Origin of the sequence: Yoonia tamlensis (assembly GCF_900115105.1) — a bacterium.
GTDB classification, from domain to species: domain Bacteria; phylum Pseudomonadota; class Alphaproteobacteria; order Rhodobacterales; family Rhodobacteraceae; genus Yoonia; species Yoonia tamlensis.
Map to the genome: position 1 here is coordinate 457213 of NZ_FOYP01000001.1, position 16981 is coordinate 474193.

Genomic DNA, 16981 nt, shown 5'->3' on the forward strand with positions numbered 1-16981 from the left:
CGCAATCTGGGCGCTAGAAACGGGCGAACGAACAAGGGTGGGCAAAATGGCTGACGATATTCAACCACAACCGGGTATCATGGATATTGCGCTTTACGAGGGTGGCGTGTCGTCACTTGCGGGCGTCAGCAATGTGCTGAAACTGTCGTCCAACGAAAACCCCGCAGGGCCAAGCGACGCTGCAAAAGAAGCATTCTCGCGGGCCGTACACCAGCTGCACCGCTACCCGTCCGCCGATCATACCAGCCTGCGCGCGGCAATTGGCGAGGTCTGGAACGTCGATCCCGACCGCGTGATTTGCGGTGTCGGATCGGACGAGATCCTGCATTTTATGTGCCAGTGCTATGTCGGCGTCGGCGATGAGGTGATTCACACCGAACACGGGTTTGCGATCTACCGGATCGCCACGCTTGCGGCGGGTGGCACCCCTGTCGAAGTCCCCGAGCGCGAGCGCACAACCGACGTTGACGCGATTCTTGCGGCCTGTACGCCGCGCACCAAACTTGTCTTTATCGCCAACCCCAACAACCCGACCGGCACGATGATCGGCCAAAGCGAAATTGCGCGGCTTGCCGAAGGTATACCGCCACAGGCGATCTTGGTGCTTGACGGGGCCTATGCCGAATATGTCGAAGGTTATGATGCAGGGCTGGCCCTGATCGAAGAACGCGACAATGTCATGATGACCCGCACATTTTCCAAGATTTACGGACTGGGCGGCTTGCGCATCGGCTGGGGCTACGGGCCGCGCGCGATCATCGACGTGATGAACCGCATTCGCGGACCGTTCAACATGTCATCGGCCGCACTTGCCACCGCCGAAGCGGCCGTCCGCGACACCGATTACACCGAAAAATGCCGTCTTGAAAACGCGCGTCTGCGTGAATGGATGGCAACCGCGCTGGCTGAACTTGGTGTACCATCCGACACATCGACCGCCAATTTTGTGCTCGCGCGGTTTGCGGATACTGCCGAAGCCCAAGCTTGCGATCAGGCTTTGCGCGATGTTGGAATTATTGTGCGTCAGGTCGCAGGCTATAAGCTGCCGCATTGTCTGCGGATTACCGTGGGCGACGAAAGCGCGTGCCGCCGCGTTGTCCACACAATTGCCCAGTTCAAAGGGGCCAAAGCGTGACCCAGATTTACAACCGTGTTGCCCTGATCGGCTTGGGGTTGATTGCATCGTCCATGTGCCATGCCATGCGCCGCGCGGGTCTGGCGGGCGAAATCGTGGGCTATGCGCGGTCTGCCGAAACCCGCGCGATTGCCCGCGAGATTAACCTTTGTGATCATGTCTATGACAGCGCAGTCGATGCCGTGAAAGACGCCGATCTGGTTGTGCTTTGCGTGCCCGTGGGCGCGATGGGCGCTGTGGCCGCAGAAATCGGCCCCGCGCTTAAACCGGGTGCGACCGTCAGCGACGTGGGGTCTGTCAAACGCACCGTGATCGACGCCGTAGCACCACATATTCCGCAGGGCGTGCATTTTGTTCCCGCGCACCCGCTGGCCGGCACCGAACATTCAGGTCCGCGTTCCGGCTTTGCCGAGCTTTTTGACAACCGGTTCTGCATAATCGTTCCGGCCGAAGGGTCGGACCGCGCCGCCGTTGGCCGTGTATCGGATCTGTGGCGCGGGATGGGCAGCAATGTCGATGAAATGGACCCAGATCATCATGATCTTGTGCTTGCGGTTACCAGCCACACGCCGCACTTGATCGCTTACACGATGGTCGGCGTCGCCGATGACCTGAGCCGTGTGACCGACAGCGAAGTGATCAAATATTCGGCAGCGGGTTTTCGGGATTTTACCCGCATTGCCGCGTCGGATCCGACGATGTGGCGCGATGTGTTCTTGAACAACAAGGATGCCACGCTCGAAATTTTGGGCCGTTTCACCGAAGAGCTATTCGCGCTGCAACGCGCCATCCGTCAGGGTGACGGGGATCATCTGTTTGATTATTTCACCCATACCCGCGCGATCCGGCGGTCGATTGTCGAAGCGGGGCAGGATACCGATGCGCCCAACTTCGGGCGCGGTCCGGCCAAGCCAAAGTGATCCGTTTGGCGGCAATTTTGCTGGCCCTTTGGGGCGGCATGGCAGCGGCGCAAGGGTTTCCGCGCGTGGCCCCGCCGGTGGTTGTGTCCACAGATGCGCCGACAATCCGTCCGGTCACGCGCCCGCCACCAAGCCCCCATGCTGTGCTGGTATCATTGCGCCCCGCAGCGCGCCCGCAAAGCGTTGAAGCGGCCGCGCATGAACGCCATTTGGCGCGGCTGCGCGGGCAGGTTTGCGGCGATATCGCGATTCAGGGCGGCACATTGGGCGAGGTCGAAGGCCCTGGTGCCTGCGGCGTGTCCGATGCGGTGCGCGTGCGATCTGTGGCAGGTGTGGCGCTGCGCCCCGCCGCGACAATGGATTGCCGCACGGCGACTGCGCTCAAGAATTGGGTGAACCGCGGCGCGATCCCTGCTGTCGGCACCGAGGGCGGCGGCATTGCCAGCCTGCGCGTTGTATCGCATTACGCGTGCCGCAACCGCAATAACGCATCCAATGGCCGCCTGTCGGAACATGCGCATGGGCGCGCAATTGATATTGCGGGCATCGGCCTGCAGGACGGCTCTGAAATCACGGTGCTGTCGGGCTGGGGCACATCCGAGGATGGCGCGCAGTTGCGGCAGATGTGGCGCGCGGCCTGCGGCCCCTTCGGGACCGTACTTGGCCCCGAAGCAAACCGGTTTCACGCGGATCATTTCCACTTTGACACCGCGCGCTATCGCAGCGGATCCTATTGCCGCTAGGCCGCGGCGCGTGCGCGCAGGTATTCGGCGATTTGTACTGCGTTTTGCGCAGCACCCTTGAGCAATTGATCGCCAACAATAAACATGGTGACACTGCGCCCTGACGGATCGCCCAGATCGTCGCGGATGCGCCCGACCAAGACATCCTGTTCGCCTGATGCTTCGGATGGCATCGGGAAATGGTTCGCCGTGCGGTCATCCACCAACCGGACGCCGGGCGCGCCGCGCAGCGCGTGGCGGATGCTGTCGGTATTGACGTGTTCATCAAAGCGGATCGACAACGAAATGCCGTGCGCGCGCAAGATAGGCACGCGGATGCAGGTCACGCTGATCGGCAGTTGCGGTTGCGCCAGAATGCGGCGTGTTTCGGCAATGACTTTGAGCTCTTCGCCGTTATAGCCTGTGTCGGGGTCAATATCGGAATTATGGCTGAACACGTTGAACGCATAAGAATGCGGCAGGACCTTGGGTTCAAATTCTTCGCCATCAAGATGCGCTCGGGTGCTTGCGCGCAGCTCTTCCATCATTTCGGCACCGCCACCGGATGCCGCCTGATAGGTGGACATAGACAGGCGGGTGATTGACCAGCGCTGGTGCAGCGGCGCAAGCGCAGTTGTCAGAATGGCCGCGATGCAATTGGGGTTGGCGATGATACGCGGAGCCGCGTCCAGCGCTGCGCCGTTGGCCTCGGGGACGATCAGCGGCACGTCGTCTTGCATCCGGAACGCCGATGAATTGTCGATCACCTGCGCGCCAGCGGCAACGGCGATCGGGGCAAACCTGCGCGAAATTGTGGCCCCTGCAGAGAAAAACGCGATATCGACCCCTGCAAAGCTGTCTTCGGTCAATTCTTCGATTGCGACGGGCTGGCCGCGAAAGGCCATGCTGCGCCCCGCCGAGCGCGCAGAGGCGAGCAGCCGCAATTGCGCCACCGGAAAATTGCGCTGTGTGAGACTGTGGATCAACGCAGCGCCAACAGCGCCGGTCGCACCGACAATGGCAACAACAGGTGCGGCGGCGGGGGGGGTATGGGCGTTCATGATAGGGTCTTCCTTTTTGCTTTGGGAAGACGGGGCTGGCGAAACAAAACCCCGTCCGATCCGGCGGGGTTTTTGTGAGGCTTCAGGTTAGCTGTGATGCACCCATGCCAAACAATCCCCCGCATACGCGGTGGTCATCTTGGTCATGGTTTTGGTCATCAGGTTAAACATGGCGCGGTGGGTAGCAGCCTGATCGCGATCTGGCAAGTATTTTCAAAAAAGCACAGCCGAACCTGAGCTCACCCAAAGGAAGTACCCATTCGTGCGCATATTGAATTTCATCAAGGTGCTGTGGCTGTCCAATAGTGCAGGTTTACGCAAAGGAAGGAGAGACTATTGGGCATGCGGGCGGCACGAGGCACACATCGCATTTTTGTGATGTAAGGCTTAGAAACAACAAGTGGTATAGATATGAGTAATTTAACAAGTCCCTTTACCGGGTTTTCGGCATCAATCGTGTGTTCAGCTGGCGTGCTCTTGCTAGGTCTGGGGTCAGCGATGGCGCAGCAGTCAGCGCCGGTCGTATTAGAAGCTAAAGACGGTAGCACATCGGTAGCGGGCCAACTGGTAGGGTTTGAAAACAATATCTATGTGCTTGAAACCGAAGACATGGGCCGTATCCAAATTAGTGGCGATAACGTAATCTGCACGGGTGCGATATGTCCTGTCATTCCTGATGCCGTGGTTGCGGTTGAACCGCAGTTTGGCATTTACGGATCGCGGACCGTCGGGACAACATTGATCCCTAATCTGTTGCGTGGCTACGCAGAATCTGTTGGCGCAACATATGAAATTGCAGCAACTGAAGACCCCGCCGAGCGGATCGTCCGTTTGATCAATGCGGATGGCAGCCTTCGCGCTGAAATTGATCTGCAAACGCGCGGTTCAGGCAGTGCATTCCCGGCACTTGCTGACGGGTATGCTGATATCGGCGTTGCTGATCGGCGTATGAAAGATAGTGATGTGGCCAAGATTGCGGCGGCCGGTATTCCTGATCTGCGGGACTCGGCTGAAGAGACGGTCTTGGGCGTAGATGGCATCGTGATGATCACACACCCAGACAATCCAGTGCGCAATCTTACGTCACTTGAAATCGCGAAAATATGGTCCGGCGAGATCACCAACTGGCTTGAGCTTGGTGGCGGCGACGTGCCAATTTCCGTGAACTCATTCGGCGAAGGTTCTGGTGACCGCGCAGTGATGATGGACGCTTTAGTGCGCCCGAACGGCCGCGATGAAACGGTCGCGGTTACACGCTGGAGCGCATATCAAGATATGGTAAACGCTGTCATGGGCGATAAAGGCGGCATTGGGTTTGTCGGTCGCTGGCTTGCGCGCACCAATGACGTTAATCTGTTGGCAATCCGAGAAGACTGCGGATTGCTTTCTCCGCCAACAGATTTTCGCATGAAAATAGAAGGTTATGCGTTGTCGCGTCGGCTTTATGCTTACTCCCGTCCAGGTGATATTCACCCCGAAGCGCAGGCATTTTTGGATTGGACATTAACGACCCCAGCGCAAGCGTTTATCAAAGAAAGTAACTTCGTTGACCGTGATCTAGAGCGGATGCGTCTTGAAGACATGGGGATGATGCTTGTGCATACCGCAGCGGTTGAGCCTGATTTTGATGGTGCGCAGTATTCAGACATGATGCGGCAATTGCGCGGCGCTGACCGGCTGAGCGTTTCATTCCGATTTAACACGGGGTCAAGTAACTTGGACGTTGAATCAATTCGCAACGTGCAAGAACTAGCCGTGCGTATGAAAGCCGGAGAATTCGATGGCTTTGAAGTGCTGTTGGTTGGTTTTGCCGATTCAGTCGGTGATCGCGTGCGCAATACACGCTTGGCGCAAAACCGTGCTGAAGCCGTTCGGAGCATTCTGGCGCAATCGCTGTCAGCAGCGGATAACGCACGTTTGCTGCCGATCAGTTATGGTGAACTGCTGCCGCTATCTTGCAATGACAGCGAAGTAGGACGCGAACGTAACCGCCGGGTCGAAGTTTGGCTGCGTTTGCCAAACAGCCGCACAGTATCGCGCTAATTAATTCCACCCACAAATAAACGAAGAAGGCGCTGGCAAGATGTCAGCGCCTTTTTTCATGCGCGCGTTGGCTTTCCAACCTCAGTGCGCCCTTTACCCCCCATGCGACCGCGCCTATAAGCGGCGCTATGAAGTTGAGCATGATGATCATACGCATTACCTGCCCGGCGGTTTGATTGACGCGAGCCAGCCGGGACAATGGTGTCTGCCGATGCGCACCGCTCCTTACCTATATGTATTCCTGATATGCAAAGGACGCCTCTGATGTGCGCCGAGACCACAGACTATAAAGACACGTTAAACCTGCCCCGCACCGATTTCCCGATGCGCGCCGGATTGCCGCAACGCGAACCCGATTGGCTGGCCCGTTGGGCGCAGATCGGTGTTTACGACAAACTGCGCGCCAAGGCCGCAGGCCGCAAACCCTTCACCCTGCACGATGGTCCGCCCTATGCAAACGGGCATTTGCACATTGGTCACGCGCTGAACAAGATCCTGAAAGACATGGTCGTGCGGTCGCACCAGATGATGGGCCGCGATGCGCGCTATATTCCCGGCTGGGACTGCCACGGTCTGCCGATCGAATGGAAGATCGAAGAGCAGTACCGCAACAAGGGTCAAAACAAGGACGATGTTGATGTCGTCGATTTCCGTCAGGAATGCCGCAAGTTTGCCCAAGGATGGGTTGATGTGCAGCGCGAGGAATTCAAACGTCTGGGCGTGCAAGGCAACTGGGACGAGCCGTATCTGACGATGAATTTCCACGCCGAGCGCGTGATCGCGGAGGAATTCCAGAAGTTCCTGATGAACGGCACGCTGTATCAAGGGTCCAAACCCGTGATGTGGTCACCGGTCGAGCAAACCGCGCTGGCCGAGGCCGAAGTCGAATATGCCGACAAGGAAAGCTTTGCGATCTGGGTGAAGTTTCCCGTGCGCGAAACGGACAATGCGGCCCTGAAGGGGGCAAGCGTTGTGATTTGGACAACGACCCCTTGGACAATCCCGTCGAACAAGGCTGTCGTCTATTCGGATACCATTTCTTATGGCGTCTACGAAGTTGCGGATGCGCCCGAAGATAATTGGGTGTGCAAAGGCGAACGCTATATCCTTGCGGACAAGCAGGCCGAGGCGGTCTTTGCCAAAGCGCGGATTACTGAATTTACACGGCTAAGCGATGTAGGCGATATGTCTGGCACCACGTTGTCACACCCGCTGCATGGCGCCGAAGGCAGCAATGGCGAATGGGACGAACCCCGCGATTTCCGCGCGGCTCCGTTTGTGACCGAAGACGAAGGAACCGGCTTTGTCCATTGCGCCCCATCACACGGCATGGATGAATTCGAGCTTTACCGTGATCTGGGCATGTTGGAACAGGTCATCACCTATAACGTGATGGAAGACGGATCGCTGCGTGCTGATCTGCCGTTCTTTGGCGGGGCGAAAATCCTGCGTGACAAGCCCAACAAAAAGAACAAGAACAACCCGTGGGAAGGCGACGCGAATACCGTCATCATGTCCAAACTGGCCGAGGTCGGCGGGCTGTTTGCGCGCGGCGTGATCAAGCACAGCTATCCGCATTCATGGCGGTCCAAGGCCCCTGTGATCTATCGCAACACGCCGCAATGGTTTGCCGCTGTGGACCGCGCTGTGGGGGATGGCAAGGACCAATACGGCACGACGATCCGCGAACGTGCGCTGCGCTCAATCGATGAACTGGTCACTTGGACCCCGCAAACAGGGCGCAACCGCCTTTATTCCATGATCGAGGCGCGCCCAGACTGGGTGCTGTCGCGTCAACGGGCTTGGGGCGTGCCGCTGACATGCTTTACCAAGAATGGCGCGCTGCCAACGGACCCTGATTTCTTGCTGCGCAATGAGGCCGTGAATGCCCGCATTTTGGCTGCGTTTGAGGCTGACGGCGCGGATGCATGGTATGCCGAAGGGGCCAAGGCGCGGTTCCTGGGCGATGACGTGGATCATGACGCCTATACCCAAGTCTTTGATATTTTGGACGTTTGGTTCGATTCCGGGTCAACCCATGCCTTTGTTCTGCGTGATCGCGCGGATGGGTCAGATGATGGTACCGCCGATGTCTACCTTGAAGGCACCGACCAACACCGCGGGTGGTTCCATTCGTCGATGCTGCAGGCCTGTGGGACAATCGGGCACGCGCCTTACCGCGCGGTTGTGACCCATGCGTTTACCTTGGACGCCAAGGGCGAAAAAATGTCCAAATCCTTGGGCAACACAATCGTGCCGGAACAGGTGGTCAAACAATATGGCGCGGATATTCTGCGGCTTTGGGTGGCGACAACTGACTATAAACACGATCACCGGATCGGGGATGAAATCCTCAAAGGGGTTGCCGATAGCTATCGCCGTTTGCGCAATACGCTGCGGTTTATGCTGGGGTCTTTGGCTGATTTTTCTGAGGCCGACCGCGTCGACCCCGCCGATATGCCCGAACTGGAACGTTGGATTCTGCACCGTATGGCAGAGTTGGACGAACAGGTGCGCGCAGGCTACGCAAAGTTCGATTTCCAAGGCGTGTTCCAAGCGGTATTTACCTTTGCCACGCTTGAATTGTCGGCGTTTTACTTCGATGTCCGCAAGGATGCGCTTTATTGCGACGGCGACACCGCGCGCCGCCGCGCATCGCGCACCGTGCTGGATATCTTGTTCCACCGGTTGACCAAATGGCTGGCACCGATGCTGACCTTCACAATGGAAGAAGTCTGGCTCGAGCGGTTCGCAGGCGAAGAAAGCTCTATCCATCTCGAAGATTTTGCCGAGACACCAGTGGCATGGCGCGACGATGCGCTGGCAGCCAAATGGGCGGTCGTGCGGCAGGTGCGGCGCGCGGTGACTGGCGCGCTCGAAGTCGAACGCACCAACAAGGTGATCGGTGCCTCACTTGAGGCCGCGCCAACGGTTTATGTCACGCCGGAAGTGGCCAAAGTGCTGGAAACCGTCAGCTTTGACGATCTGTGCATCACATCGGGCATCCATGTCAGCACGGATGCGGTACCAGAGAGCGCGTTCAGCTTGGACGATGTCGCGGATGTGGCCGTTGTCTTTGCCCGCGCGACAGGCGAAAAATGCCAGCGGTGCTGGAAAATCCTGCCCGATGTAGGTAGCCACAGCCACGCAGGTGTCTGCGGGCGCTGCAACGACGCGCTGAGTTAAACAGAAAAACCCGGCCAATGTGCCGGGTTTTTAAATATTTAATATAGGACTTGTCATATATGATTAGTCCTATATTAATCCCCTATGTCACTCCGCTTTGCCATTCTTGGATTCTTATCGGTCAAACCCTTTAGCGGGTATGATCTGCGCAAGGCGATGGATGCCTCTGTGCAGCACTTCTGGCCTGCGGATCAGGCGCAGGTTTACCGGACATTGACACGTTTGATCGCGGACGGGCTGGTCGCAGTGCAGGCAGTTGAGGGCGATAGCCGCCAACGCAAGCTGCATTTTGCGACGCAGGCGGGGCTGGCCGAACTTGATGCATGGCTGCGCGCGATCGCGCCTGTTGAAGAGACGCGCGAACCTTTTTTACTAAAAATGTTCTTTGGCGGGCGGATCGGCGCAGCAGATGTGCGCGCGCAGCTTCAGGCGCGGCGGGCAGAGGCCCATGCGCTCCGCGATACCTTTCAGGCCATCGCGGCAAGCCTGCCCAAAGGCGGCGACATCAGCGCCGTGCTGCGGCGCGCCACGCTTATCAACGGGCTGCGCCATGTCGAGGCGGAAATCATTTGGATCGATGAAACACTGGAGGCATTGCCATGACGCCACATTGGCGCGGTATCGCGATTTTTGTCGGCGGCACCTATGGGCTGTCCATTTTGGGCTGCCTGCTGGTGGCACAAGGGCATGATATCGGGGGGCTTATGTTTATCCTAAGCCCTCTTTTGACGGCTGTGGGCCTACGGGTCATTGGCCGTGAGGGGTGGAAAACAGCAGGCCTGCGACTAAATTTGCGCGGCAACGGATTTGATTACGCGCTCGCGCTTTTGGTGTTTCCAGCGCTGGTTCTGGTGTCGCTGCTAATGGGCGCGCAATTGGGGGCGCTGTCGTTTACAGACGGGTTTTTACCGCGCTATTTCCCTGCAATTCTAGCGATGCTACCGGTCACGATGTTCTACGCGGTGTGCGAAGAATTCGGTTGGCGCGGTTATCTCGAGCCGCAGCTTGAAACGCTGGGCGTGCCCGATCTGAGGCGGCACCTTTTGGTCGGCGTGATCTGGACGCTTTGGCATATCCCCTATCTTGCGACATTTGGCCAAATGGCTGATATTCCGGTTTTATTGTTCATCCCGATCTACCTGACAGAGACGCTTGCGATGGCGGTTTGGTACGGCGTGTCGCGCAAGCGCAGCAATTCCGTCTGGCCCGCCGTGATCGCGCATGGGGGCGCTAATGCGATCATGTGGCCGCTGGTTGTCGACGGTATGATAATCAGCCACAGTGAACTATGGATATCGCCGCGTCCGGATGCGATATTGTCGATGCTCATTTTGGTCGCCGTGGCCGGTTTTGTCTGGCGCGGGAGGAAGCGTTAGGCGTAAATGCATGAAAACCCATATAAAATAGGGACCACAGCCCAGGTGCACCCGATATGAGCGCGCTAATTTGTGCAACATCACCTGTGGGTCCGCTGGGCGCTGATGCCGAAAATGGCGCCATAACCGGTTTGGTCTGGGGGCGGGCGGGGACGTTGACCCAAGGCGCGCTTTTTGACCTGACGCGCGCCGAATTGGCAGCATATTTTGCTGGCGATCTGACCGCATTTTCTATGCCGCTCGCGCCCCGCGGAACGCCCTTTCAGAAAATTTTCTACGCCGCACTTTGCGCAATTCCTTACGGTGAAACGCGCAGCTATGGCGATTTGGCAAAACAGTTGAACGTCTCAGCGCAGGCCATCGGCCAAGCCTGCGGCGCAAACCCCATTCCCATCCTGATCCCGTGCCATCGGGTGCTAGGGGCGCAGGGCCTTGGCGGCTATTCCGGCGCAGGCGGCGTGGATGCAAAGGTGGCGTTGCTGCGATTGGAAGGGGCAGCCGGGCTGTTGATTTAGCTTACCTGCGCCGCGCAAGAAGTCCGCTGAGCATATTGACCCGATTTTCACAAAAACGGATCGCCTGTAGATGACCCGCATCCTGTTCAACATGCATCGCGCCTGCTTGCGTCCGCAGGTCAGCCGCGTTTTGCCAAAAGTTGATGGCGCGCTGCAAAATATCGGCAGTCCAGTTTCCGCCATTTTCCAGCAGCGTGGCCCGCGCATTATCCTCGGCATTGTGATATTGGGCAGTTAATTGTGCTTCGCGCTGGCGGTTTTCTGCGGTGTTTTCGATCAAGACAAGCTGGGCAACAGCAGCATTGTGTCCACTGCCGGAAACCGGCTGGGAGCCGGATCTGGCCGCAACGGCAACCATCTGCACTGCCTTTGCGCCCATCACGTCGGCCTCATGCTCTAGTCCGGCGTCATCATTTAAAGCAACACCCTTCAACTGCGTTGTTGCTGTTACGCGGCCTTGCGCCTGTTGCACCACATGCCATGCCTCGTGGGGGAGGTGTTTTTCCTGACCGGGGCCAAGGTGGATATCACTGCCTTGCGCATAGGCGTGCGCCTGAACTGTGGCAGGTTTGTCGGAGTTGCGGTGGACGCGGACGTGGTCCATCGACATGCCGGACAGGTTTTCGATCCCTGACTTCAGGTTGTCAGGCAATCCGGTGCGATTGGCATTTGGGGCCTCTGCGCGTTGAATGAATTTGCCCTGCATTTCTTCGTCTTGCATGCGCTGTGCAGGGCCTTGGGCATCGGCCATGCGTTGGAGCGCGGCAAGCGGCCCTGCGCCTGTGCGAGCATCTGCTGCGGATTGCAACGGGCCGTTTGGTTGGCGTGTATTACGGCGCGCACGATGGGCGGGCACAAATGACTTTTGCGTTTTCATAAGTATCTCTCAATCCGAGATGTCGTATAAGAATAAGACAACTATAACACGAAAGATAATATTTCCCTAAGGGTAAATCAGCCCGCTGATTTTGCCGGAAAAACCTGCTGCGCAACACCCGCCAAAAGCAAGTAAACAGAGCTGACGATCAGCCCCCAATGCGCGGCACTTTCGGGGTGGAAATCAACCCATGCGGCCCAGCCTGCAAATCCGGTCCAAGCAAGTGCCATCGGCAAAGTCAACACGCGCCAACGCACTGTCCGCACCGGATGCACGAATTTTAACGGTAGGAACATTGCAACCGCAAGGCTTGCCACAAGCAGTAACGAAACCCAGAAACTTGGGGCCAGCGCAAAAATCACAAGCACCAGCATGTTCCAGCATCCCGGAAAGCCGGAAAATGAATTGTCTTTTGTTTTCATGCGCGTATCAGAAAAATACATCGCAGAGGCAAAAGTGATGATGATGATAGCAAACCAACCAGTCCAGCCCGGAAGCAGCCCTGATTTGAACAGCGCATAGGCAGGCACAAAGACATAGGTCAGGTAATCAATTATCAGATCCAGCAGGACCCCGTCGAACACCGGCGCATTGGTTTTCACGTCATAGCGGCGCGCCAATGGCCCGTCGATTCCATCGACAAAAAACGCAACCACAAGCCAGAGGAACATCATGTTCCACTTTTCGTCCACCGCGGCCAGCATCGCCAGCATCGCGAAAACGGCGCCTGTGGCGGTAAGAAAATGGACGCTAAGGGCTTTGGTGCGGATATTCATGAAACCGATATGGTCGATAATGGCGGGATGGGCAATCGGTTAGTCATGCTTTGGGATGGGCCTTGTCGTAGACTTCCATCAGACGCGCGGAATCGACGGCTGTATAGGCTTGGGTTGTCGATAGCGACGCATGCCCGAGAAGTTCTTGAATGGTGCGCAAATCGCCCCCCGCGGACAGCAGATGCGTCGCAAATGAATGGCGCAGCGCGTGCGGCGTGGCGGTTGCAGGCAGGCCCAATAGCATCCGCGTTTGCGCCATGACTTTCTGGATCGCGCGCGGCGAGAGCGGCCCGCTGCGCACCGCGCGAAACAGTGGTCCTGCTGGCTCAAGCGGATAGGGGCATTGCGCGACATAGGCGTCGACCGCAGCGCGCGCGACATCCAGCACGGGCACGATCCGTTCCTTGCCGCCCTTGCCCATGATCCGCAACACGGCAGGCAGGGGCGCGTCTGCGCCGGTCAGGCCGAGCGCCTCTGATATCCGTAAGCCGCAACCATAAAGCAGCGTGATCACCGCCGTATCGCGCGCTGCAACCCAAGGTTCGCGGGCTTGGTTGCCAATCGTGTCAAGCATCGCGGCAGCGGCATCTTCGGCCAGCGGGCGCGGTAGTTTTTTCTGGAATTTCGGCGCGCGGGTGGACAGGACGGCTGTGGGTTCAAATTCTTCGCGCTCGGACAGCCAGCGGTAGAATGATTTCACCGCCGACAATGACCGCGCCAGCGACCGCGCGCCAACACCGCGCCCGCGTTCATGGGCCATCCATGACCGCATATCGCGGGTAGTGATCGCAGCTATCGGCGCAAGCCCCAGCCCGCCGCCATGATGCTGCGTCATAAAGGCCAAAAAACCCAGCACATCCGTCTGATAGGCCTTGAGCGTATTGTCGGCCGCGCCGGACAAGGCCCGCTTGTGGTCGAGCCATTTTGCCAGCGTATCTGTCAGCGCCGCCGAGATCATCAGCCCAACCAGCGCTGCATGACCCGTTCAAAGACGCCTGTAAAAAACGTCAGCAAATCAGTGCCTTGCTGCGCGGTGAACTGTTGCGGGTCTTCGGAACCCATGATCAGCATTCCAGGCCGGTTGCCCTTGCCAAGGTCAAGCTTGAGGCAGGCCTCTGACTGGATATAGCCCGCGCGTTCGCCATAAAGGCTGGCGCCCGCAACATCGAATTTGCGCAGGGTGATCTGGCGCACGGGCATGTTGCGGCCAAGGGTGATGTAATCGTCGATAAACCCTTCGGGGACGACGGCCACAGCGGGGCCCATATCGCCATCGGTTTCGGGGTTTGCGCTTTCGAGAACCAGCCGGATCGCATCGACGCGCAGGGTATTGGCAACATCGCCCGCCAGATCTTCGAGAAAGGTCGTAAAGGTCTGCGCATCCATCATCCGCAGGATCGCGCGGTGCACCTGATTGGTACCCGCCAGATTGTCATAGGCGGCGGCGATCACGTTGCGGTGTGTGTCTTCTAGGCGGTCGAACCGCGCCTCGAGCCGTTCCATCGCGATGCCGCGCAGGTCCACGATATTGCCGCCCATATTGTCGTCATTGCCGCCGACAAGCGCGCGCATAACGTCATGATCTTCCAGCAAAAGGTTCGGATTTGCGATGATTTTTTCGCGGGTTTGTTCATCCATCTCGGGTGTACTCATCAGACTGCTCTATTGGTTTTTCAAGACTGTAGCAGGTTGGCGCGCGCGGTTCTGCAATTATTTTTGCGGAGCGTGAAAGGGGTGGCTTTTGGGATTCACCCGTTTTTCACGTATTACTGCCGTGCAACTAACCCCTACGCGCGCGCAATACTTCGGGTAAGCTCATGAACAACAACATACATGCAGCAATTACAAATAACCAAAACCCGACAAAACCAAAGATCAGCGCGCCGCATACACCGCCCAAGGTAAAGCAAATGAGCGTCAAACTGTGTAGTTTAAGCTTGGGGAGTGCGTCTTGCTTCATTTTTTGCCCCCCGAACAAGGCGGCCATTTCGATGCCGATGTCGGTTGCCATGCCTGACACATGTGTCGTGCGTACCCGTGCGCGCGATATCATTGTGGTGACGGCGTTCTGAAGCCCCATCACAAAGCTGAGCGCGATGACAAAAAGGGTCTCATGCGTATTTCCTGCAGAACGTGCAAGCGCAATGCCCAAGGCCAACACGATAAATGCCTCGGCGGTGATTGCCAGCGCATAAATGGTACGAACGCCGTGTCTTTCACCCGCTTGGATTGTGATCGCCGCGAGAGTAGCCCCGCAAATAAAGGCGATAACCAATCCTCCAAAGGAAAGCGCGATCATAAACGCACCGTTGGCGACGTGGTCCGCGAGTGCTGAAATATTGCCGGTCATGTTCGCCGTAAACGATCCGGCAATCAGGAAGCCAACCGCATTTAGCGCCCCGGCAATTGAAGACAGCAAACCAGCCAAAACAAGATCAATATGCGATGTGCGGTCATCGCCAACGCGGATCAGCATTATAGTGCCTTTTCATTTATGTTCTTTGAAACGATAGGGTGCGCTGAGCAGGTCAACAATACTATCACCGACCATTGCGCGTGATGGTCGTCTCGTGGGTATAGCCATTCATTCGAAGTGTGCTCATCTAACTGCTCTTTTGTTTTGTCAGGATTGTAGCAGTTTGCCGCGCACCGTTCCGCAATTATTTTTGTGGGGCGTCAAAGGGTGACTTTTGGGTTTCACTTAAGGGGCTGGTCTGACCACCGCGCGGTGAGTTTCTGGAGTGCGGCCCGAATCATCGGTTAAAGCTTTATTTTACAGGGAAATGCGCGGTCGGCGATGCGTCGGCATAAGGTCGGCAAAACGTCGGGCATCTGGCTGGGAATGGCTGAGTTAACGGGGCGCTCTAGGGCCAAAGGTGGATGGCACGAATGCTGGAGGTACGGGGGGTACATGTTGACGGGGCAATGTGTTTGGCTCCGATGACGGCTTGGAGCCCAGTTTATTGTATCTCCGCCATGCGGCATCTCGCAGTGTTAGATCACCGACGTTACCAACAAGATGCCGCTGAGGATTGCCCCGCAAACCGGCACCAGCAGCGGTATCGAAAAATGATCATCCGCAGGTTCGGCACGGCGCTTGATGGCAACTAGAGCCAAATTGACACATACGAACACGCAAAGAACGATTTGAGACGTCCATTCTGAAAGGCGTGCAATTGGTAGGAATAGACTGAGCCCGAGGATACAGACTGCGACAAATGCGGTGGCGACAGATGGCGTATGCGTTTTGGCCGATAGTCGCGCGAAACAGGCGGGCAAGCGACCTCGATCGGCCATGCCATATATGACGCGCGACACCATGATCATCTGGATCAACACCCCATTCACCGTCGCCACGACCGCGATAGCGGCGAAGCTGATCTGCACTGCATCGGGCGCATCAATAAAGACGAGGGTCAATGGCGCGGACGACCCCGCCAGCGCCTGCATCGGGACGGCCATGGTCACAGCGATACAGGTAGCCAAGTAGAGAATGGTCGCAATTGCAAGCGTGTAGATGATCGCTTTCGGAATGGTTTGCCGTGGATTTTCGACTTCTTCCGCAACATTCACCATGTCTTCGAAACCGATAAACGCAAAAAAAGCGAGTACCGTCGCACTGATAATACCCGTCCAGTGGCCGCCCCATATAGGTGGTATGATCTCTGTCGGAGTGGCGCCCAATCTCTCGGTCATGGCGACGCTCCAGCCAATCACAAAAATCAGGCCTAGAATTTCGATGACAGTGATGATGCCTGCAACCATAACTGATTGGGTTATCCCCCACCATGCCAGCAATCCCATCGTCGTCACGATTCCCAAGATAAGGGCGGACGAATGTACGCCCGTCAGGCTGCCCAAGTAGCCGGAGGCGCCTACCGTGATGGCGGATGCCGAAATCAACCCCGAGGTCGCAACGAGAATACCCACTGCAGTTGCCAGATCCGCGCGGCCAAAGCCCGCGTCTACATACGCAGACTCACCGGCGCTGACCGGATAGCGTGTCGCGAGCTCAGCATAGGAGAAAGCTGTAAACCCGACAACAATTGCCGCGAGCAGAAACGCGACCCAAGCAAATGGGCCTGCTTGCGCCGCAGTGACACCAATAAGGACGTAAATTCCGGCGCCAACAGTAACCCCCAACCCGTAGAGCGTGAGAAGCGGGAGGGTCAACGATCGATGAAGTGACGTTTTTGGAGGTAATTTGTGCGGTACAAACGGGGTAGGATTCTCGACCATGGACCTGCCTTTGCGGGAGGTAGCGTTGCTTGATAAATTAGAATGAAAGAGGCGAAGATCAAAGACGGGATCTGCGCGCGCTGACCATTCGATAAATTTTTTGACAATGCACTAAGGAACAGCATGGCAGA

The 16981-nt window shown here is 57.3% G+C and carries 15 protein-coding genes; 8 read left to right on the top strand and 7 right to left on the bottom strand.

Annotated features, from left to right (window positions below; all coding sequences use genetic code 11):
- Positions 1-46: 46 nt before the first annotated feature.
- From hisC to BM320_RS02380, 3 genes are read left to right on the top strand one after another with little or no spacing between them, the layout of a single operon-like run.
- Positions 47-1135 carry a histidinol-phosphate transaminase gene (gene hisC / locus BM320_RS02370; RefSeq protein ID WP_090195968.1) on the top strand — a complete coding sequence of 363 codons (1089 nt, stop codon included), beginning with the start codon at positions 47-49 and terminating at the stop codon, positions 1133-1135.
- A complete protein-coding gene (locus BM320_RS02375; protein WP_090195971.1) occupies positions 1132-2055 on the top strand; it encodes a prephenate/arogenate dehydrogenase family protein in 924 nt (307 codons plus the stop codon). The genes hisC and BM320_RS02375 overlap by 4 nt, the downstream gene beginning before the upstream one ends.
- Positions 2052-2798 carry an extensin-like domain-containing protein gene (locus BM320_RS02380; RefSeq protein WP_242650935.1) on the top strand — a complete coding sequence of 249 codons (747 nt, stop codon included), beginning with the start codon at positions 2052-2054 and terminating at the stop codon, positions 2796-2798. The genes BM320_RS02375 and BM320_RS02380 overlap by 4 nt, the downstream gene beginning before the upstream one ends.
- Here the strand turns inward: BM320_RS02380 and BM320_RS02385 are convergent.
- On the bottom strand, positions 2795-3838 hold the full coding sequence (locus BM320_RS02385; protein ID WP_090195973.1) for an aspartate-semialdehyde dehydrogenase: 1044 nt from the start codon (positions 3836-3838) through the stop codon (positions 2795-2797). The genes BM320_RS02380 and BM320_RS02385 overlap by 4 nt on opposite strands.
- Before the next feature lie 498 nt (positions 3839-4336).
- On the opposite strand from BM320_RS02385, the gene BM320_RS02390 reads away from it, so the two are divergent.
- The 5 genes from BM320_RS02390 to BM320_RS02410 all read left to right on the top strand — a co-directional run bounded on the left by BM320_RS02390 (position 4337) and on the right by BM320_RS02410 (position 10958).
- Entirely contained in the window at positions 4337-5881 is a 1545-nt protein-coding gene (locus BM320_RS02390) for a phosphate ABC transporter substrate-binding/OmpA family protein (RefSeq protein WP_165614973.1), read from the top strand.
- Between the two features lie 264 nt (positions 5882-6145).
- Positions 6146-9067 carry an isoleucine--tRNA ligase gene (gene ileS, locus BM320_RS02395; protein ID WP_090195977.1) on the top strand — a complete coding sequence of 974 codons (2922 nt, stop codon included), beginning with the start codon at positions 6146-6148 and terminating at the stop codon, positions 9065-9067.
- 84 nt (positions 9068-9151) lie between these two features.
- The gene (locus tag BM320_RS02400; RefSeq protein ID WP_090195980.1) at positions 9152-9670 is read left to right on the top strand and encodes a PadR family transcriptional regulator; all 519 of its coding nucleotides are present in this window, start codon (positions 9152-9154) and stop codon (positions 9668-9670) included.
- Complete coding sequence (locus BM320_RS02405; protein ID WP_090195984.1) at positions 9667-10443, top strand: CPBP family intramembrane glutamic endopeptidase; 777 nt, start codon at positions 9667-9669, stop codon at positions 10441-10443. The genes BM320_RS02400 and BM320_RS02405 overlap by 4 nt, the downstream gene beginning before the upstream one ends.
- A gap of 56 nt (positions 10444-10499) precedes the next feature.
- A complete protein-coding gene (locus BM320_RS02410) occupies positions 10500-10958 on the top strand; it encodes a methylated-DNA--[protein]-cysteine S-methyltransferase (RefSeq protein WP_090195987.1) in 459 nt (152 codons plus the stop codon).
- 1 nt (position 10959) lies between these two features.
- Here BM320_RS02410 and BM320_RS02415 read toward each other — a convergent pair whose 3' ends face one another.
- The 6 genes from BM320_RS02415 to BM320_RS02440 form a co-directional block, all read right to left on the bottom strand.
- Entirely contained in the window at positions 10960-11835 is an 876-nt protein-coding gene (locus BM320_RS02415; protein ID WP_090195989.1) for an eCIS core domain-containing protein, read from the bottom strand.
- 77 nt (positions 11836-11912) lie between these two features.
- On the bottom strand, positions 11913-12611 hold the full coding sequence (locus BM320_RS02420; protein WP_090195992.1) for a CDP-alcohol phosphatidyltransferase family protein: 699 nt from the start codon (positions 12609-12611) through the stop codon (positions 11913-11915).
- Between the two features lie 43 nt (positions 12612-12654).
- Positions 12655-13569, bottom strand: coding sequence for a tyrosine recombinase XerC (locus tag BM320_RS02425; protein ID WP_090195993.1), 915 nt, complete (start codon positions 13567-13569; stop codon positions 12655-12657).
- Positions 13569-14264 (bottom strand): DUF484 family protein, encoded by a 696-nt coding sequence (locus BM320_RS02430; RefSeq protein ID WP_207496840.1) that lies wholly within the window; start codon positions 14262-14264, stop codon positions 13569-13571. The genes BM320_RS02425 and BM320_RS02430 overlap by 1 nt, the downstream gene beginning before the upstream one ends.
- 127 nt (positions 14265-14391) lie before the next feature.
- The gene (locus tag BM320_RS02435; protein WP_090195999.1) at positions 14392-15087 is read right to left on the bottom strand and encodes a YoaK family protein; all 696 of its coding nucleotides are present in this window, start codon (positions 15085-15087) and stop codon (positions 14392-14394) included.
- A 518-nt stretch (positions 15088-15605) separates the two neighbouring features.
- Positions 15606-16850, bottom strand: a complete 1245-nt coding sequence (locus BM320_RS02440) for an APC family permease (protein ID WP_090196003.1) — start codon at positions 16848-16850, stop codon at positions 15606-15608.
- Between the last annotated feature and the right edge of the window lie 131 nt (positions 16851-16981).